The sequence below is a fragment of the Hanstruepera ponticola genome (genome assembly GCF_012931685.1).
Taxonomy (GTDB): domain Bacteria; phylum Bacteroidota; class Bacteroidia; order Flavobacteriales; family Flavobacteriaceae; genus Hanstruepera; species Hanstruepera ponticola.
On the sequence record NZ_JABANC010000001.1, the window covers coordinates 238,265 to 253,488 of the forward strand.

Consider the following 15,224-nt stretch of genomic DNA (forward strand, 5'->3'; position numbering starts at 1 on the left):
TGCAAACTTTTGAACATTTATGAGGTATTTAACCGCAATAGTATTATTCTTTATCAGCAGCCAACTTTGTCAATCTCAAACACATGAAATTGGATTATTTGTTGGTGCCAGTAATTTTATTGGTGATGTTGGATCAACAAAATACATTGCTCCAAACAAACCAGCTTTTGGTGGTATCTATAAATGGAATAGGAGTCCACGTCACTCATTTAGGTTTTCTTTAATTTACAGCGAATTAGAGGGAAAGGATTCAAAATCTGATGACCCTAGGCGTGTACAACGTAATTACGAATTTACTAATCAAATTATCGAGGCATCTGTAGGATTGGAATTCACATTTTTTGATTTTGATTTACACACAGGTAAAAACGTGGCAACACCTTATTTGTACACAGGAGTTACGGTAGCTTATCATGATAATTATTATTTTAATTCACAAGGAAACTTAACTTCAGAAAATACATCTAGTTATGCCTATGGTATTCCAATGGTCGTTGGTTTTAAAATGAATATTTTTGATAGCATCATCATAGCTGCCGAGATTGGTGCACGCTATACTTTTTCTGATGAATTAGACGGTAGTGTACCAGACTCTAAAAACATACAAGACGTTTATAGTTTTGGCAATATAAACAACAATGATTGGTACATGTTTACTGGCATTACCTTAACTTATACTTTTGGAAAAAAACCTTGCTTTTGCATTTTTTAAATGAACTTAAAAGAATCCATTAATACTAAATCATTACCTAAACACATAGCTATCATAATGGATGGCAATGGTCGTTGGGCTAAACAAAAAGGTCTTTTAAGAACGGTTGGACATGAAAATGGCACGAAATCGGTAAGAGAAACGGTTGAAGCTTGTGCTGAATTAGGTATTGAAAATTTAACCCTATATGCTTTTTCAACCGAAAATTGGAACAGGCCTAAAATTGAGGTTCAAACGCTTATGAAGCTTCTAGTCTCTTCATTAAAAAAAGAAATCAAAACTTTAGAGGAAAATGACATCAAACTTACCGCTATTGGTTGCCTGAATGAACTTCCAAAAAAAGCTCACAGAGAATTACAAGAGGTCATTGAAAAAACAAAAGACAACAAGCGCATGTGTTTGACGCTAGCTTTAAGCTATGGGTCAAGAGAAGAAATATTAAATACCGTTAAAAAAATAAGTGCTAAAGTTAAAAATAATATAATTTCGCTAGAAAAAATTGATGAATCGGTTATAAATGAGCATCTTTACACGCGAAATTTACCAGACGTAGATTTATTGATACGCACCAGTGGTGAGCAACGAATTAGTAATTTTCTATTATGGCAAATAGCTTATGCTGAATTTTATTTTACACCTGTTCTTTGGCCAGATTTTACCAAGCAGTGTTTATATGAGGCCATTATTGAATATCAAAAAAGAGAAAGACGATTTGGGAAAACAAGTGAACAACTTAATTAAGCTAACTTCATTGAGAACATATATAGGTTTTATAATTACATTCACATTTTTACTAGCTAATTTCAGTGCACTAGCCCAAGATGGCTTAAATACTAGCACAGGTAAAATGTATACGTTAGGTGATATTTCTGTTTCAGGAAACACCCATTTTAGCCCTCAAACCATTGTAACGTATTCAGGATTAAGAAAAGGGCAAGAAATATTAATACCCGGTGATAAAATAAGTGAAGCCATAAAGAAATTATGGAAATCCAACTTATTTAGTGATATCAATATTTATTTAGTAAAAACTGAAGGAGAAACGGCATATCTTGAAATAAGGCTATTTGATTTACCTGAATTGAACGAACTCAAAATTAATGGTATTAAAAAAGGAAAGAAAGATGATTTGATTGAGGAAAACAATCTTCAAACAGGTGTTAAAGTAACTGAAAACCTTCTGACAACTACCAAAAATTATCTCACTCATAAATACCAAAAGGAAGGCTATTTAAACACTAAAGTTTACATAAACACTATTGAAATTAAGGATTCTACCAATAGACCTCAAGTAAATATGGTGCTGAATATTGATAAAGGCAAAAAAGTTAAGATTAGGGATATTGAATTTATTGGGAACACCGTTTTTAAGGAGTCTAAATTGAGAAAGGCTATGAAAAACACTAAACAAAAAAGTGTTTTGGGTCATCCATTTAAAAGATCTAAATATATTCAAGAAGATTATAAGGAAGATCTGGTTAGTTTAGTTGATAAGTATAAGGAAAACGGTTATCGTGATGCTCGCGTAATTTCAGATACTATTATTCACGAAGACAAGAAAAATATTACCTTGAAAATTGAAGTTGAAGAAGGTGAGCAGTATCGCTTTGGAAATATTGATTTTATTGGCAATACAGTATATTCTGACCAAACTTTGAGAAATGTATTACGTATTAACAAAGGTGATATATATAATGGTGTTGAATTAGAAAAACGTATTGCAGATAATTCAAGACCTGATGCTCAAGACATAACTAATCTCTATCAAAATTCAGGGTATCTTTTTTCAACTATCAACCCTGTAGAAGTTAATACCGAAGGCAATGTTATTGATATGGAAATCCGTATCACTGAAGGTAAACCTGTTTATTTTAACAATATTTCTATTACTGGAAATGATGTCACAAATGACAAAGTAATATATAGAGAATTACACACTCGTCCAGGTCAACTATACAGTAAAGAAAATGTAGTACGAACAGTTAGGGAGTTGAGTCAGCTTGGCTATTTTGATGCAGAACAAATAGGGACAAATTTTCAAAACCCGAACCCAAATGAGGGAACTATTGATTTAGAATATGCACTTGTTGAAACAGGTTCAAGCCAGATAGAATTACAAGGTGGCTATGGTGGTGGTGGTTTTATAGGAACACTTGGTTTGTCTTTTAATAATTTTTCATTAAAGAATATCTTTAATTTAGATTCATACAAACCTGTACCTAGAGGTGATGGTCAAAAACTATCATTACGATTACAAATAAGTCGTTTTTTCCGTACTTATAGCTTTTCATTTACTGAGCCATGGATGGGTGGGAAAAAACCAGTTCAGTTTTCAACGTCCATATCACATTCACAACAATTCTTATATGATCCTACTACAGGTAATGCTGACAAAGACAAACGCTTCAACATTACTGGCGTTACTGTTGGTTTGGCTAAAAGGTTAACTATTCCAGATGACTTTTTCACACTGTCACAGGCTATAAGTTTCCAACACTACAACCTAAAAAATTATAATACTGGATTATTTACTTTTGGTGATGGTTATTCAAACAACCTATCCTATACATTAGGCTTGAGTAGAAATAATACTTACAATGATCCTATTTTTCCAATGGGAGGATCCAATTTTAGTATTACAACTAAATTGTCATTGCCTTATTCTTTATTTAATGGTGTAGATTATGAAGAATTAGCAGAAGAAAGAGAAGATTTACAAGAAATACAAAACGACCCTAACAACTCTATTATAATAAGAAATCAGGCCGCAGAAGGTATTGCAGAAATTGACCAAGAGCGTTTTAAATGGTTAGAATTTTATAAAATAAAAATGAAGGGTGACTGGTACACTAGATTAGTTGATAAATTGATTTTTAAATCAACAGTTGAATTTGGTTTTCTAGGCGCTTATAACCAAGATAGAGGTGTAATTCCTTTTGAAAGATTCTTTTTAGGTGGTGATGGTCTTGGTAATTTTAGTTTAGATGGTAGAGAGGCAATTGCGCTACGTGGTTATCCAAACCAATCATTGCAGCCTGTTGACGAAAATGGATTAATAACCAATGATGGTGGCTCCATATACAATAAATTTTCAATGGAACTTCGTTATCCTATAAGCTTAAAACAGCAAGCAAAGATTTTTGTTCTTGGTTTTGTTGAAGGTGGTGTATCATATAATGACTTTAAAGATTATAATCCATTTGCATTGTATAGATCGTCTGGTGCTGGCTTACGAATATTCATGCCTGCTTTCGGATTATTGGGTATTGATTTTGGTTATGGTTTTGATCCATTACCTGGTCAATCTAAAGCAAATGGATGGGAAACACATTTTATAATTGGTCAGCAATTTTAATTTTGGCACGATATTTTCTATTGACAGTTTAGTTATTTAAAACTTGAATTAATTTTTTTAAAATTAAATTTCCTTAATTTTGGAAAGATAAATTCAGAATGATTAGAATAATAATAAAAGTCTGTCGTTTTAGAATTTATAAGCCAACAAATTATAAAATATGAAACAGATGAAATTAAAAGTTCTTTTTTTAGTGACAGCAATGTTCATGTTGAGCCTTTCTTCGTTTGCACAACGCGGTGTTAGAATAGGTTACATTGACACTGAATATATACTTGAAAATGTTCCTGAATATCAAGAAGCAACTTTACAATTGGAAAATAAAGTTCAAAAGTGGAAAAGCGAAATAGAAACACAGTTAAGTAGTATTGAACAAAAACGCAAAGATTTAAGTAACGAAAAAGCCCTTTTAACAAAAGAGCTTATTGAAGAACGTGAGGAAGATATCGCTTTTGAAGAAAAAGAAATATTGGATTATCAACAAAAACGATTTGGACCCAATGGTGATTTAATGATTCAAAAGAAACAATTAATCCAACCCATTCAAGACCAAATTTTTGCAGCCGTTCAAGATATAGCAGATAAGCAGAAATACGATTTTGTTTTTGACAAATCGGCTGATGTAGTCATGCTCTATTCAGCGAAACGTTTTGACTTTAGCGAACAGGTTATTAGAAGTATAACTAGAAGCGCCAAAAGAAAGCAAGCTGGTTCAAAAGCTGAACGTAAAGCAGCCGAAGAAGAAGATGTTGTGATTGAAGTCAATGAAGAACTAGAAGCTAAACAAGCCGCTGATGATGAACGTAAGCAAGCAGTTTTAGATGAGCGCGAAGCTAGAAAACAAGCAGCTCAAAAAAGAAGAGATAGTATTATTGAAGCACGTAATGCTGCTAGAGAGGCAAAATTAAGAGAACGAAACCAAGAAACGGTTGATGACATTCAGAGTGAAAGTGAAAATGTAAGTGATGGTGAAGCATCTGCAGATGAGGAAACAAAAACACCTGAACAAATAGCTGAAGAAAGAAGACAAGCTAAAATTGCTGATAGAGAACGTAGAAAACAAGAACTTGAAGCACGTAAACAACAAATTTTAGAAGAAAGACAACGAGCAAAGGAAGAAAGAGAAAATCAAAATAATAACACGCAAGAGACCGACGACGATGGCGGTGATGACAATTAATAATTTATAACACACATTAATACTTTTAAAAATGAAACAATTTAAAACCCTTTTATTTGCAGCAGCACTATTTATTGGAGCGACAAGTTTTACACAAGCTCAAAGTAAAGTTGCGCATATTAATACCCAAGATTTAATTCAAGCCATGCCAGAAATGGCTGCAGCACAAGCTGAAATGGAAAAACTTGGAAAAACTTACGAGGCTGATATCAAAGCCATGGCTACTGAATATCAAAATAAAATGAAGCAGTATGAGGCCGAAGCATCATCAAAAACAGATGAAGAAAACCAAAAACGTTTAGTTGAAGTTCAAACGATGCAACAAAACATACAACAGTATCAAGGTACTGCTCAACAACAAATGCAAGAAAAAGAATTGGCTTTATTAAAACCAATTACCGAAAAAGCTAAAGCTGCTATATTAAAAGTAGCTAGAGCTCAAGGATTTCAATATGTTTTAGACTCTACTCAAGGTGGTGGTGTTATCATGGCAGATGGTAAAAACCTATTGGACGACGTTAAAAAAGAAATGGGTATTTAATCTCAAAAAATAAAATTTGAAAAGCCACTTAATAGAGTGGCTTTTTTTATTTTTGATATTATGAGCAGTAAACCTATAGGCATATTCGACTCTGGTGTTGGAGGAACCTCCATTTGGAAAGAACTTAAAGCGCTTTTACCTTCAGAGAACACCATTTATCTAGCTGATAGTAAAAATGCTCCTTATGGTAACAAATCAAAAAAAGCTATACTCGACTTAAGTATTAAAAACACCGATTTCCTTATAGAAAAGGGTTGCAAAATTATTGTAGTTGCTTGTAATACAGCAACAACAAATGCCATAAAGGATTTACGAGAAAAATATGATGTCCCTTTTATAGGTATAGAACCAGCCATTAAACCTGCTGCACTTAAAACACAAACTAAAGCTATTGGTATTTTGGCTACAAAAGGCACCTTGACCAGCGAGTTATTTCATAAAACCACAGATTTATACAGTAATGGAATAAGAGTTGTTGAACAGGAAGGCGAAGGCATTGTTCCACTCATTGAATCAGGGAAAATCCATTCAGACGAAATGCACGCTTTATTACAGCTTTACATCAAACCCATGATAGAAGCCAATATTGATTACTTGGTTCTAGGATGTACACATTATCCATACCTGATACCTCAGCTACTCAACATACTACCCAGCAATGTAAATATTATTGATTCAGGTGAAGCTGTTGCTAAACAAACAAAAACTGTTCTTGGTCAGCACAATTTGTTGAACTCTAATGCCCAAAAGCCAAAGCATCTTTTTTATAGCAACTTGGAAACAGAAATATTGGCTTCATTAATTGGAAAGGATAAAGACATTCATTATTTAGACTTTTAATCTGATCTTTTAAATAGAAAATCCACCTTGCGCTTTTGTCCATTGACTGAACCTTCTATCCATGCATGAATAGAATCCTGGGTTGGATTTGAATAGGTAATACGCGTTGGGAAATCATGTTCTGAATTTTCAAAAGTGAAAATACCTTTTTTTGAATCACGCATTTTAAACGTTACGGGTTGATCATTATTCTGCTGATAGGCAATTACTGTGAAATACACATCGTCTCCGTTTTGTTTTAGCGTAACTTTTTCTGCAAAAACAGTATCTGTTCCAATTAAGGTAAAACTGTGGCCTAAAAGGGTACTATCGTTTTCTTGAGTCCAATTTTCAAATGATTGCTCGAGTTCAGTAACATTTTCCCAATTACCCTTAAGCCATTTTAACTGTTCTATTTTGGCATATTTACTAACTGCTATTTCAATTGATTTATCGTCTTTCTTACATGCTAAGATTAAGAGTAAAACAAATACTAATAATATTATATTTTTCATAGGTTATCTTCTTTAAACCAGCTAGAATACTTCACATAATTGTTAGCAATTCTATCTATTTCACCTGAAATTAAAGCTTCGCTCACATCTTTAACTTTTTTGGCTGGAACCCCAGCATATATACTTCCTGCTTTTACATGCGTGTTTTGTGTTACTACAGCTCCTGCAGCAATAATGCTATTGCTTTCCACAATGCAATCATCCATCACTATACTTCCCATACCTATTAAAACATTATCATGAATGGTACAACCATGTACTATGGCATTGTGCCCTATAGAAACATTGTTTCCTATGGTAGTTGGTGATTTTTGATAAGTAGCATGAATAACTGCTCCATCTTGAACGTTAACTTTATTACCCATCTTGATAAAATGCACATCACCTCTAACAACCGCATTAAACCAGATACTGCATGCGTTACCCATACTGACATCGCCAACAATGGTCGCATTTTCTGCTATATAACAATCGCTAGGTATTTCAGGGTTTTTTCCGTTTACAGATTTTATAATAGGCATATTGTTATTTCTTTAATTTGTAAATTTCTTAAAATAAAACAGCTAGAATTTTTTTAAATAATAAAATATAAGCTACTTAAAATACGATAATAAATCTGACTTTTTGGAAGCAGAAACCATAATTTGTTTACCATTGCTTAAAACAACGCTACCTCCTTTTCCTTTCACATACTTAACTACCTCATTGACATTAACTAAATACGATTTGTGAACGCGGGCAAAGCCACCATCATTCAAAGCTTCTTCAAAATACTTCAGGGTTTTACTTACTAATTTTTTTTTGTTATTGTTTAAGTAAATTTCAGTGTAGTTATCATCGGCCTTACAAAATAAAATATCTGCTGTATTAATAACTTCAAATCCATCTTGTTGCGGAATAGTAATTTTACCATTTACAGCATTCGTTTTAGGTACCAGTACTTCTTCATGCAGTGCATTTTCCTTTGTTTTTATTTCCGTGACATAATCTACTGCCTTAATTAACTCTTCAATTGAAATAGGCTTCATTAAGTAATACGAAGCATGCGCATTTAGTGCATCAATGGCGTAATGATTGTATGCTGTTACAAAAATAGTTTCAAAATCAATGTCACCTACTTTCTCTAACAAATCAAAGGCATTGCCAAATGGCATTTCAACATCCAGAAAAACTAAATCTAATTCATTGTTTCGAATGAGTATTATAGCTTCATCAATATTTTCAGCCTCACCCAACACATTCACATTTGGACAATACTTATTGAGATAATTCTTTAAAATATCTCGGCTAGTTTTTTCGTCTTCGACTATTATAGCGTTTAGTTTCATAATTAATCTTTTTTTAGTGTTACAACCACTTTGGTTCCGGCATCTTCAGCTTCTTGATAATTTGTAATAGATACATCAACCTTATCTTGATACATATCATTTAAAATGGCAACACGCTTTTTAATATTGCTCATTCCTTTTGAATTGTGTTTCTTTTGATTTTCAGTTTTTAAATATCTTGAGCGTTCACGACCTATACCGTCATCTGCAATAGTAATAGTGATTTCAGAATCATTCTTTTTTTGAATATCAATATACAAATACCCTTTTTCTGATTTATAACGCAACCCATGCCACACGGCATTTTCAATATAGGGTTGCAATAACATAGGCGGAATTTGGTAGGCAGAAATAGTTATTTCTGGATCAATAGTTATAGAATACTCAAATTTATCCTTAAACCTAAAATGCTCTAATTGCGTGTATAATTCCAATAATTCTATTTCCTTTTCAAGTGGAATAAAATCCTCTTCACTGTTTTCTAAAACTGTTCGCATTAAATAAGAAAAATCAGATAAATATTTATTGGCTGTTCGTTCATCACTACTTGCAATAAAACTGTTTACTGAATTTAAAGCATTAAATATAAAATGAGGGTTCATCTGACTTCTCAAGGATTTTAATGCTAGGAGATTGTTAGCCAAACGTTGCTGCTTGATATATTTATACATAAAGTATGCCGTTACGAGTAGTAATACCAATCCACCTATAAGCGAATATATCCATAATTGCTGTCGCTTATTTCGTTCAGAAGTTAATTGATATTTACTTTCAGACAGTTCTCTATCGGTTTCTAATCCTGTTATTCGGTTTTGTTTATTTGCAATCTCACGACTAAATCTTGCAGCCTGGATAATTTCCTGTTCTTTCTTCACATAAAGTGACTCTACCAATTCTGTATATTCCTTATAAGTTTCTAACGCCTTATTATAATCTCCTGAACTACTATATACTTCTGATAATTTCCTTTTGGCATCCTTTTCTACTACCAAATCATTTTTGGTTTTGGCTTCTTCAATACTCTTGTCCAAATAAGTTATGGCACTTTCATAATCCTTTTTTAAATAATAAGCATTACCAATTTTATAATTTTGTTTTTGAACAGTCAAAGGACTTTCATTGTCAATAACAGAATCTGATTCAATATTCTTGATGTTTTCTATCGCTTCTTTTCTTAACTGAATTTCGTCATTAAAGTTTCTTTTTGAGCTTTTAAAATCGGCAACTTTAACCTTCTCTTCTAAGGCTCGTTTTTCATTTTCTTTTGAAGCAAGATTTAATGAACTGTTAAAGTAATCTTCTGCCGATTCTAACTCACCTTTAGCTCCATAAGTTTGAGCTATTTTAGAATTTAAATCTGTTATTTTTGGTTTTATTGAATGGATTTTGGCAATTGAAAGACCTTCCTTATAATTGCTTAAAGCCTTTGTGAAATTTTTTATACTAAAGTGAGTATCACCTAAACCTTCATACAAAACTATTTGTTGCCAGTTAGACAAATCCTGTATATTGATTGCATTATAAACCTCTATACTTTCCTGATAATTCTTGTTATGCCAATAGGCCCTTCCCAATTTCAGCCTTACTTCATTGGCATTGACACTTTGTAAACTAATTTGGTAATTGGTAACAGCCAAATCATATTGTTTCCATTGCAGATATATATCACCTAGTACTTCATATACCTCGGCATTATTCCTTACTGATTTACTTTGAGCTAAAGCATCGGTTACAAACTGAATGCTTTTTTCAAAATCCGATTTTATATACAAAGATGCTGAATCAATCAGCGAATTAAATGCGGCTTCTTTCCGACGGGAATTGATAGGTTTGTTTGCACTATTTGGATTAGCCTGAACCTCAATTTTTATACGTTCCTGATTCTCGATGGTGTAATAAACCGTTTCAAAGTCTTTGTGCTTCACAACAAGTTCATCACCTTTTTTTACCTGAATTCTAAAATCACCTGCTAGATTGGTCGTCGTATATGCGCCACCGTTCACTTCTATATTCACGTTTGGTATAGGCTCCAATAGTTCGCTATCATAAACAGAACCTCTAACGGTAAACATAGAGTTATCATCAGATTTTTCAAATTGTTTTTCTTGTGCGCTAACCCAATTTGAAAATACCAATACAAATAATATGATGTTAAAAAATGATTTCATTTTTTCGAATTACATTATATAAACATACATACTTTAAATGGTATAACGAAATCACATATTGCCTTTCATAGGCTATTTTTTAAAGAAAAAGCTATGTTCACTCATTCAGAAGTGACAGTTGCTAATTGATTGATGCTGTAGGCTCATTTTTAGTTTATAAAAATGAATTTTGAACATAAAAAAACCTTTCCGTCTGGAAAGGCTATTTATTAATTCTATACTTATGTTAATTAACTGCAGGACAGTTACAGTGGTAACGTTCTTTTCTACAGTTAAAGTTAAATCCTAAAGTAATTTGATGAAAGCCACCATTATTAAAAACAATAGAGTTGGCTTGATAGGCATAAGTGTATGCAAACATGAATTGGTCAAAATTAATACCTACTAAAGGAGAAATTAATTGCAATTTCTGACTACTTACACTGCCATTGTCAAAATATTCAGCACCATCAAAACTTCTTCTGTAAGAAAGTCCAGCCCAAAGTTTTCCAAAATCCATTTCTTTATAAACTTTAGCATTAATGTCTATTGAAGACTCTTTGGTTGCGTCTCTATATTGGTACATTATTGATGGTTCGTAGCTCCACTCACTTCCAAATTTTCCAAATACATAACCAGCTGAAAGCATATAGCGTCTCAAATTACTGGTGATTTCCAGATCATTGTTTATACCTTCATTCTTAAGTATATTTTTAACCGTTGCATGTGCATAGAAGTTGTATAAGTGATATGAAAAACCGAAGTCAATATTAAAGTTTGTAGAACTCTGCTCAATACCTGAAATTAATCTATCTGGTAATTCGTTCAAGAACTCTGTTTCATCTAATTTATATTGAATAGCACCAACACTTAAACCAAACGATAACATGTTTAAGTCTATTTCATTTCTAGAAAATAGGATATGATGTGCATAAGTAATGTATCCACCTGTTTGGGAATGATAACCATTCTTATCAGTATAAAACATTGCTCCAATACCTGAATTCGATTCCCCTATTCTTCCATTGGCACTTATAGTCAACAACTTTGGTGCATTCTCGTGTCCAAACCATTGTTGACGACCAGTCATTCTGATTTTAGCACAATTTGCTGCTCCTGCCATTGATGGGTGAATTAGGTAATAATTATCGGTTAGATAATCTGTATATATTGGAAGCCCTTCTTGTGCGTTTACAAATTGTGTAAAAAAGGCAACAATTGCTATTAAATAAAACCTTTTAATTCTCATAGTATTTCTTTCAAGGTAGATTGGCATAAGATTATGGCATTTCCCTTATATAAACTCAATTTTTTAATTTAAATTATAAATTAAGGTACCAAATATATAAAATTACTTTTTATCCAAAGCATTAGAATAGTTAAAGCCTTTTAATATTCTGAAATTACAAAACGAGCTTTCATTAAAAAGTAACAAAACTCAAATATATGGATATCTCAAGTTATCTTTTAGTATTTTTGCAAAAAACAAAATAGCATGAACACATTTAAGGTTTCCATTAAAGAAACTTCAAACGATACTATCATTAAATTTGAGCTTAATAAGTTCATTACTAATCATCAAAGCTTTGAGTATAACAACATTGATGAGGCTCAGAAATCACCATTGGTACAACAGCTTTTTTACTTACCTTTTGTAAAGAAAGTATATGTGACTAGCCACTTTATAGCCATTGAACGCTATAATATTGTTGAATGGAAAGATGTACAGGAAGAAGTTGCTACCCAAATTGAGGACTACCTTAATTCTGGTGGTGTGGTTGTAGATGACTCCAACACTAGTAAAAAAGTTCCTATTACGGTATATGCTGAAAGCACCCCTAATCCTGCTGTGCTAAAGTTTGTAGCTAATAAAAAATTAGTTACTGCCACCTATGAATTCACCTCAATTGAAGAGGCTAAACATTCTCCTTTAGCAACAGAATTATTCCATTTCCCTTTTGTGAAAAGTATTTTTATTGAGGATAATTACGTTTCGGTTACAAAATATGATATCGCTGAATGGGAAACAGTTACTATGGAAGTGCGCGAGTTTATTAAAAGCTTTATTGAAAACGGAAAAACAGTGATTGACGAAAATGCGCCTGTAGCATTGCAGAATACGCCTGAACAATTAGACCAATCATTTGAAGCACTTGATGATACTTCTAAAGAAATAGTCAACATTATTGAAGAATATATTAAGCCTGCTGTAGCCAGTGATGGTGGAAATATAAAATTTGAATCTTATAGCCCTGATAAAAAGCTTGTAAAAGTTATATTGCAAGGAGCTTGTAGTGGTTGTCCTTCATCTACTTTTACTTTAAAAAATGGCATTGAAAATATGCTTAAAGAAATGCTAAACGGCAAAGTAGAAACTGTTGAAGCAATTAATGGATAAGTAGTAATTCTCAATATTTTTTTATATATTATAGCTATTGTTTAATTATAAAAAAATAAGAATATGGCAGTATTGAAAGTTATTGAAATTTTATCAAATTCAGATAAAAGTTGGGAAGATGCCACCAGAAAGGCTGTTAAAGAAGCATCGCAAACTATAAATAACATAAAATCAGTTTACGTTAAAGAGCAAAGTGCCATTGTTGATGGTGACAACGTAACTGAATTCAGGGTTAATCTGAAAATTACTTTTGAGGTTAAATAATTTTTAAAAATAGAGCACTCAAGTTGAGTGCTTTTTTTGTTCAATGGATGTTATAATCAATATACTAGTTGGCTTTGTAGCATTAGAACATTTCTATTTCATGTATCTGGAAATGTTTTTATGGTCTAAACCAAAAGGCATTAAAGCATTTGGCTTAAAGTCAAAAATCTTTGCAGAAGAGACTAAAGTTCTAGCAGCTAATCAAGGTTTATATAATGGATTTTTAGCTGCAGGGTTATTATATTCATTACTCATAGAAAACAATAACATGATGGCATTCCTTCTGGTTTGCATCATTATTGCTGGCATATACGGAGCCTATTCAACTCAAAAGCGAAAACTTTTTTATATTCAATCACTTCCAGCAATTATTACTTTGGTCTTAATTTATTTAAAATCACAAAATTATCTTTAAAGTATTTTCTCTTTATTAAATTTGTATCGCTATTAATTTAAACAAACAAACATGGAAAACTTCAATTTAGAAAAATGGACTGAAACTGGTATGGAATTCATTACCGTTTATGGTTTAAAAATCATTGGTGCCATAGTCATATGGATTATTGGTTCTTGGATTATCAAAAAAATAATTGGTGCGTCAAGAAAAATAATGACTAAAAGCAATTATGATGAGAGTCTTCAAAAGTTCTTACTCAACTTATTAACTTGGGGCCTGAAAATTTTACTGGTTATAACGCTTTTAGGTACACTAGGCGTGCCTACCACATCATTCGCGGCTGTTATTGCTGCTGCAGGTTTAGCCGTGGGTCTAGCACTACAGGGTTCATTGGGTAATTTTGCTGGTGGTGTGCTTCTTATGATTTTCAAACCAATAAAAATTGGTGATTTAATTGAAGCTCAAGGTGAAATTGGTGTTGTAAAAGAAATTGAAATTTTCACTACAAAACTCACGGGCTTATCAAACAAAGAAATCATAATTCCCAATGGTGCGCTCTCAAATGGAAATATTGTAAACTATACAACTGAAGGTACTCGTCGTGTAGATTTGGTCTTTGGAGTTGGTTATGATTCAGATATAAAGAAAACCAAAGAAGTGTTGATGAATGTTCTTACATCTCATCCAAAAGTACTTCAAGATCCAGCGCCAGCTGTAACTGTTATGGAACTAGCCGATAGCTCTATAAATTTTGCGACTAGGCCTTGGTGTAAAACGGAAGATTATTGGACCGTTTATTTTGACGTTACAGAACAAACCAAAGAAGCTCTTGATGCCGCAGGTATTGAAATACCTTATCCACATCAAGTTGAAATACATAAAGGAGAATAATTATTTTGATTTTGGCTTTAAAGCCACAAAATCTTTTAAATAATATGGTTCAAAATAGGCGACATCCTCGATGTCGCTTTTTTTATACTTATGGTAAGCCAATGCTCCCATTTCGTTGGCAGAAGGCAGTTTGTTTTCAATAAAAACAGCATTACTATGTGAAAGTATCGTTTTAGTTTTTGCAACAGCATTACCTATAAAATGTACTAACCCATTTTGTAGAAAAATCTCATAGGAATTTTCTATTAATATTTCTGCTTCAATATCCCTTACAGAATTATGCTTGACATCAAACACTTCAGCATATACTTCCATACGTCTAGCATCTAACATGGAAACTATAAATCCCTCTGAAGCCTCAACTTGATGAGCCAAAGATTCTAGTGTAGATACACTAATTAAGGGAATTCCAAGAGCATAACAGAGTCCTTTGGCAGCTGAAACACCTATGCGTAAACCTGTGTAAGAACCAGGCCCTTTACTAACGGCAATTGCATTGAGTTGCGATTTTTTAATAGCATTCTCAAGCAATAATTCTTCTATAAAAACATGCAATCGTTCGGCATGAGAATAGCCTTTGTTATAATCCTCTTTTAAAGCAAAAGTCTCTCCATCTTTTGAAAGAGAGACCGAACAATTGGTTGTTGCTGTTTCTATGCTTAATATTATTGACACCT

16 protein-coding genes are annotated in these 15,224 nt (G+C 32.6%); 10 read left to right on the top strand and 6 right to left on the bottom strand.

The genetic code is table 11. The features are described from left to right. Positions 1-19 precede the first annotated feature (19 nt). From porG to murI, 6 genes are all read left to right on the top strand, one after another. Positions 20-712: a type IX secretion system protein PorG gene (gene porG, locus HGK31_RS01095; protein ID WP_104734755.1), complete on the top strand. Its 693-nt coding sequence runs from the start codon at positions 20-22 to the stop codon at positions 710-712. After that, on the top strand, positions 713-1,453 hold the full coding sequence (locus HGK31_RS01100) for an isoprenyl transferase (protein ID WP_191858141.1): 741 nt from the start codon (positions 713-715) through the stop codon (positions 1,451-1,453). Beyond that, positions 1,386-4,067, top strand: coding sequence for an outer membrane protein assembly factor BamA (bamA, locus tag HGK31_RS01105; protein ID WP_191858142.1), 2,682 nt, complete (start codon positions 1,386-1,388; stop codon positions 4,065-4,067). The genes HGK31_RS01100 and bamA overlap by 68 nt, the downstream gene beginning before the upstream one ends. Before the next feature lie 160 nt (positions 4,068-4,227). Continuing rightward, on the top strand, positions 4,228-5,247 hold the full coding sequence (locus HGK31_RS01110) for an OmpH family outer membrane protein (protein WP_233450937.1): 1,020 nt from the start codon (positions 4,228-4,230) through the stop codon (positions 5,245-5,247). 31 nt (positions 5,248-5,278) lie between these two features. Beyond that, positions 5,279-5,788: an OmpH family outer membrane protein gene (locus HGK31_RS01115; protein ID WP_191858143.1), complete on the top strand. Its 510-nt coding sequence runs from the start codon at positions 5,279-5,281 to the stop codon at positions 5,786-5,788. Between the two features lie 60 nt (positions 5,789-5,848). Continuing rightward, on the top strand, positions 5,849-6,628 hold the full coding sequence (gene murI, locus HGK31_RS01120) for a glutamate racemase (protein ID WP_191858144.1): 780 nt from the start codon (positions 5,849-5,851) through the stop codon (positions 6,626-6,628). Here murI and HGK31_RS01125 read toward each other — a convergent pair. The 5 genes from HGK31_RS01125 to HGK31_RS01145 form a co-directional block, all read right to left on the bottom strand. Continuing rightward, the gene (locus tag HGK31_RS01125; RefSeq protein WP_191858145.1) at positions 6,625-7,122 is read right to left on the bottom strand and encodes a DUF6265 family protein; all 498 of its coding nucleotides are present in this window, start codon (positions 7,120-7,122) and stop codon (positions 6,625-6,627) included. The two genes, murI and HGK31_RS01125, sit on opposite strands and share 4 nt — an antisense overlap. Beyond that, a complete protein-coding gene (locus HGK31_RS01130; RefSeq protein WP_191858146.1) occupies positions 7,119-7,643 on the bottom strand; it encodes a gamma carbonic anhydrase family protein in 525 nt (174 codons plus the stop codon). Before HGK31_RS01130 ends, HGK31_RS01125 begins: the two co-directional genes overlap by 4 nt. A gap of 72 nt (positions 7,644-7,715) precedes the next feature. Then, complete coding sequence (locus HGK31_RS01135; protein WP_191858147.1) at positions 7,716-8,450, bottom strand: LytR/AlgR family response regulator transcription factor; 735 nt, start codon at positions 8,448-8,450, stop codon at positions 7,716-7,718. A 2-nt stretch (positions 8,451-8,452) separates the two neighbouring features. Next, complete coding sequence (locus HGK31_RS01140) at positions 8,453-10,618, bottom strand: tetratricopeptide repeat protein (RefSeq protein WP_191858148.1); 2,166 nt, start codon at positions 10,616-10,618, stop codon at positions 8,453-8,455. 226 nt (positions 10,619-10,844) lie between these two features. Then, a complete protein-coding gene (locus tag HGK31_RS01145; protein ID WP_191858149.1) occupies positions 10,845-11,846 on the bottom strand; it encodes a PorP/SprF family type IX secretion system membrane protein in 1,002 nt (333 codons plus the stop codon). A gap of 246 nt (positions 11,847-12,092) precedes the next feature. On the opposite strand from HGK31_RS01145, the gene HGK31_RS01150 reads away from it, so the two are divergent. The 4 genes from HGK31_RS01150 (at position 12,093) to HGK31_RS01165 (ending at position 14,547) form a co-directional block, all read left to right on the top strand. After that, complete coding sequence (locus HGK31_RS01150; RefSeq protein ID WP_191858150.1) at positions 12,093-12,995, top strand: NifU family protein; 903 nt, start codon at positions 12,093-12,095, stop codon at positions 12,993-12,995. Between the two features lie 63 nt (positions 12,996-13,058). Next, positions 13,059-13,259: a dodecin family protein gene (locus HGK31_RS01155; protein WP_104734763.1), complete on the top strand. Its 201-nt coding sequence runs from the start codon at positions 13,059-13,061 to the stop codon at positions 13,257-13,259. Positions 13,260-13,302: 43 nt separating this feature from the next. Further along, positions 13,303-13,674: a DUF1304 domain-containing protein gene (locus HGK31_RS01160; protein ID WP_191858151.1), complete on the top strand. Its 372-nt coding sequence runs from the start codon at positions 13,303-13,305 to the stop codon at positions 13,672-13,674. 51 nt (positions 13,675-13,725) lie between these two features. Then, positions 13,726-14,547: a mechanosensitive ion channel family protein gene (locus tag HGK31_RS01165; protein WP_104734765.1), complete on the top strand. Its 822-nt coding sequence runs from the start codon at positions 13,726-13,728 to the stop codon at positions 14,545-14,547. On the opposite strand, the gene tsaB is transcribed toward HGK31_RS01165, so the two are convergent. Continuing rightward, the gene (gene tsaB / locus HGK31_RS01170) at positions 14,548-15,222 is read right to left on the bottom strand and encodes a tRNA (adenosine(37)-N6)-threonylcarbamoyltransferase complex dimerization subunit type 1 TsaB (RefSeq protein WP_191858152.1); all 675 of its coding nucleotides are present in this window, start codon (positions 15,220-15,222) and stop codon (positions 14,548-14,550) included. It abuts the gene before it with no gap. Positions 15,223-15,224: the final 2 nt, after the last annotated feature.

Bases quoted from the DNA above. Each gene is read 5' to 3' on its own strand.
- porG (WP_104734755.1), top strand. From the start codon at position 20: ATGAGGTATTTAACCGCAATAGTATTATTCTTTATCAGCAGCCAACTT.
- HGK31_RS01115 (WP_191858143.1), top strand. From the start codon at position 5,279: ATGAAACAATTTAAAACCCTTTTATTTGCAGCAGCACTATTTATTGGA.
- HGK31_RS01160 (WP_191858151.1), top strand. From the start codon at position 13,303: ATGGATGTTATAATCAATATACTAGTTGGCTTTGTAGCATTAGAACAT.
- HGK31_RS01125 (WP_191858145.1), bottom strand. From the start codon at position 7,122: ATGAAAAATATAATATTATTAGTATTTGTTTTACTCTTAATCTTAGCA.
- HGK31_RS01165 (WP_104734765.1), top strand. From the start codon at position 13,726: ATGGAAAACTTCAATTTAGAAAAATGGACTGAAACTGGTATGGAATTC.
- HGK31_RS01110 (WP_233450937.1), top strand. From the start codon at position 4,228: ATGAAACAGATGAAATTAAAAGTTCTTTTTTTAGTGACAGCAATGTTC.
- HGK31_RS01100 (WP_191858141.1), top strand. From the start codon at position 713: ATGAACTTAAAAGAATCCATTAATACTAAATCATTACCTAAACACATA.
- HGK31_RS01140 (WP_191858148.1), bottom strand. From the start codon at position 10,618: ATGAAATCATTTTTTAACATCATATTATTTGTATTGGTATTTTCAAAT.
- bamA (WP_191858142.1), top strand. From the start codon at position 1,386: ATGAGGCCATTATTGAATATCAAAAAAGAGAAAGACGATTTGGGAAAA.
- HGK31_RS01155 (WP_104734763.1), top strand. From the start codon at position 13,059: ATGGCAGTATTGAAAGTTATTGAAATTTTATCAAATTCAGATAAAAGT.
- HGK31_RS01150 (WP_191858150.1), top strand. From the start codon at position 12,093: ATGAACACATTTAAGGTTTCCATTAAAGAAACTTCAAACGATACTATC.
- murI (WP_191858144.1), top strand. From the start codon at position 5,849: ATGAGCAGTAAACCTATAGGCATATTCGACTCTGGTGTTGGAGGAACC.
- HGK31_RS01130 (WP_191858146.1), bottom strand. From the start codon at position 7,643: ATGCCTATTATAAAATCTGTAAACGGAAAAAACCCTGAAATACCTAGC.
- HGK31_RS01145 (WP_191858149.1), bottom strand. From the start codon at position 11,846: ATGAGAATTAAAAGGTTTTATTTAATAGCAATTGTTGCCTTTTTTACA.
- HGK31_RS01135 (WP_191858147.1), bottom strand. From the start codon at position 8,450: ATGAAACTAAACGCTATAATAGTCGAAGACGAAAAAACTAGCCGAGAT.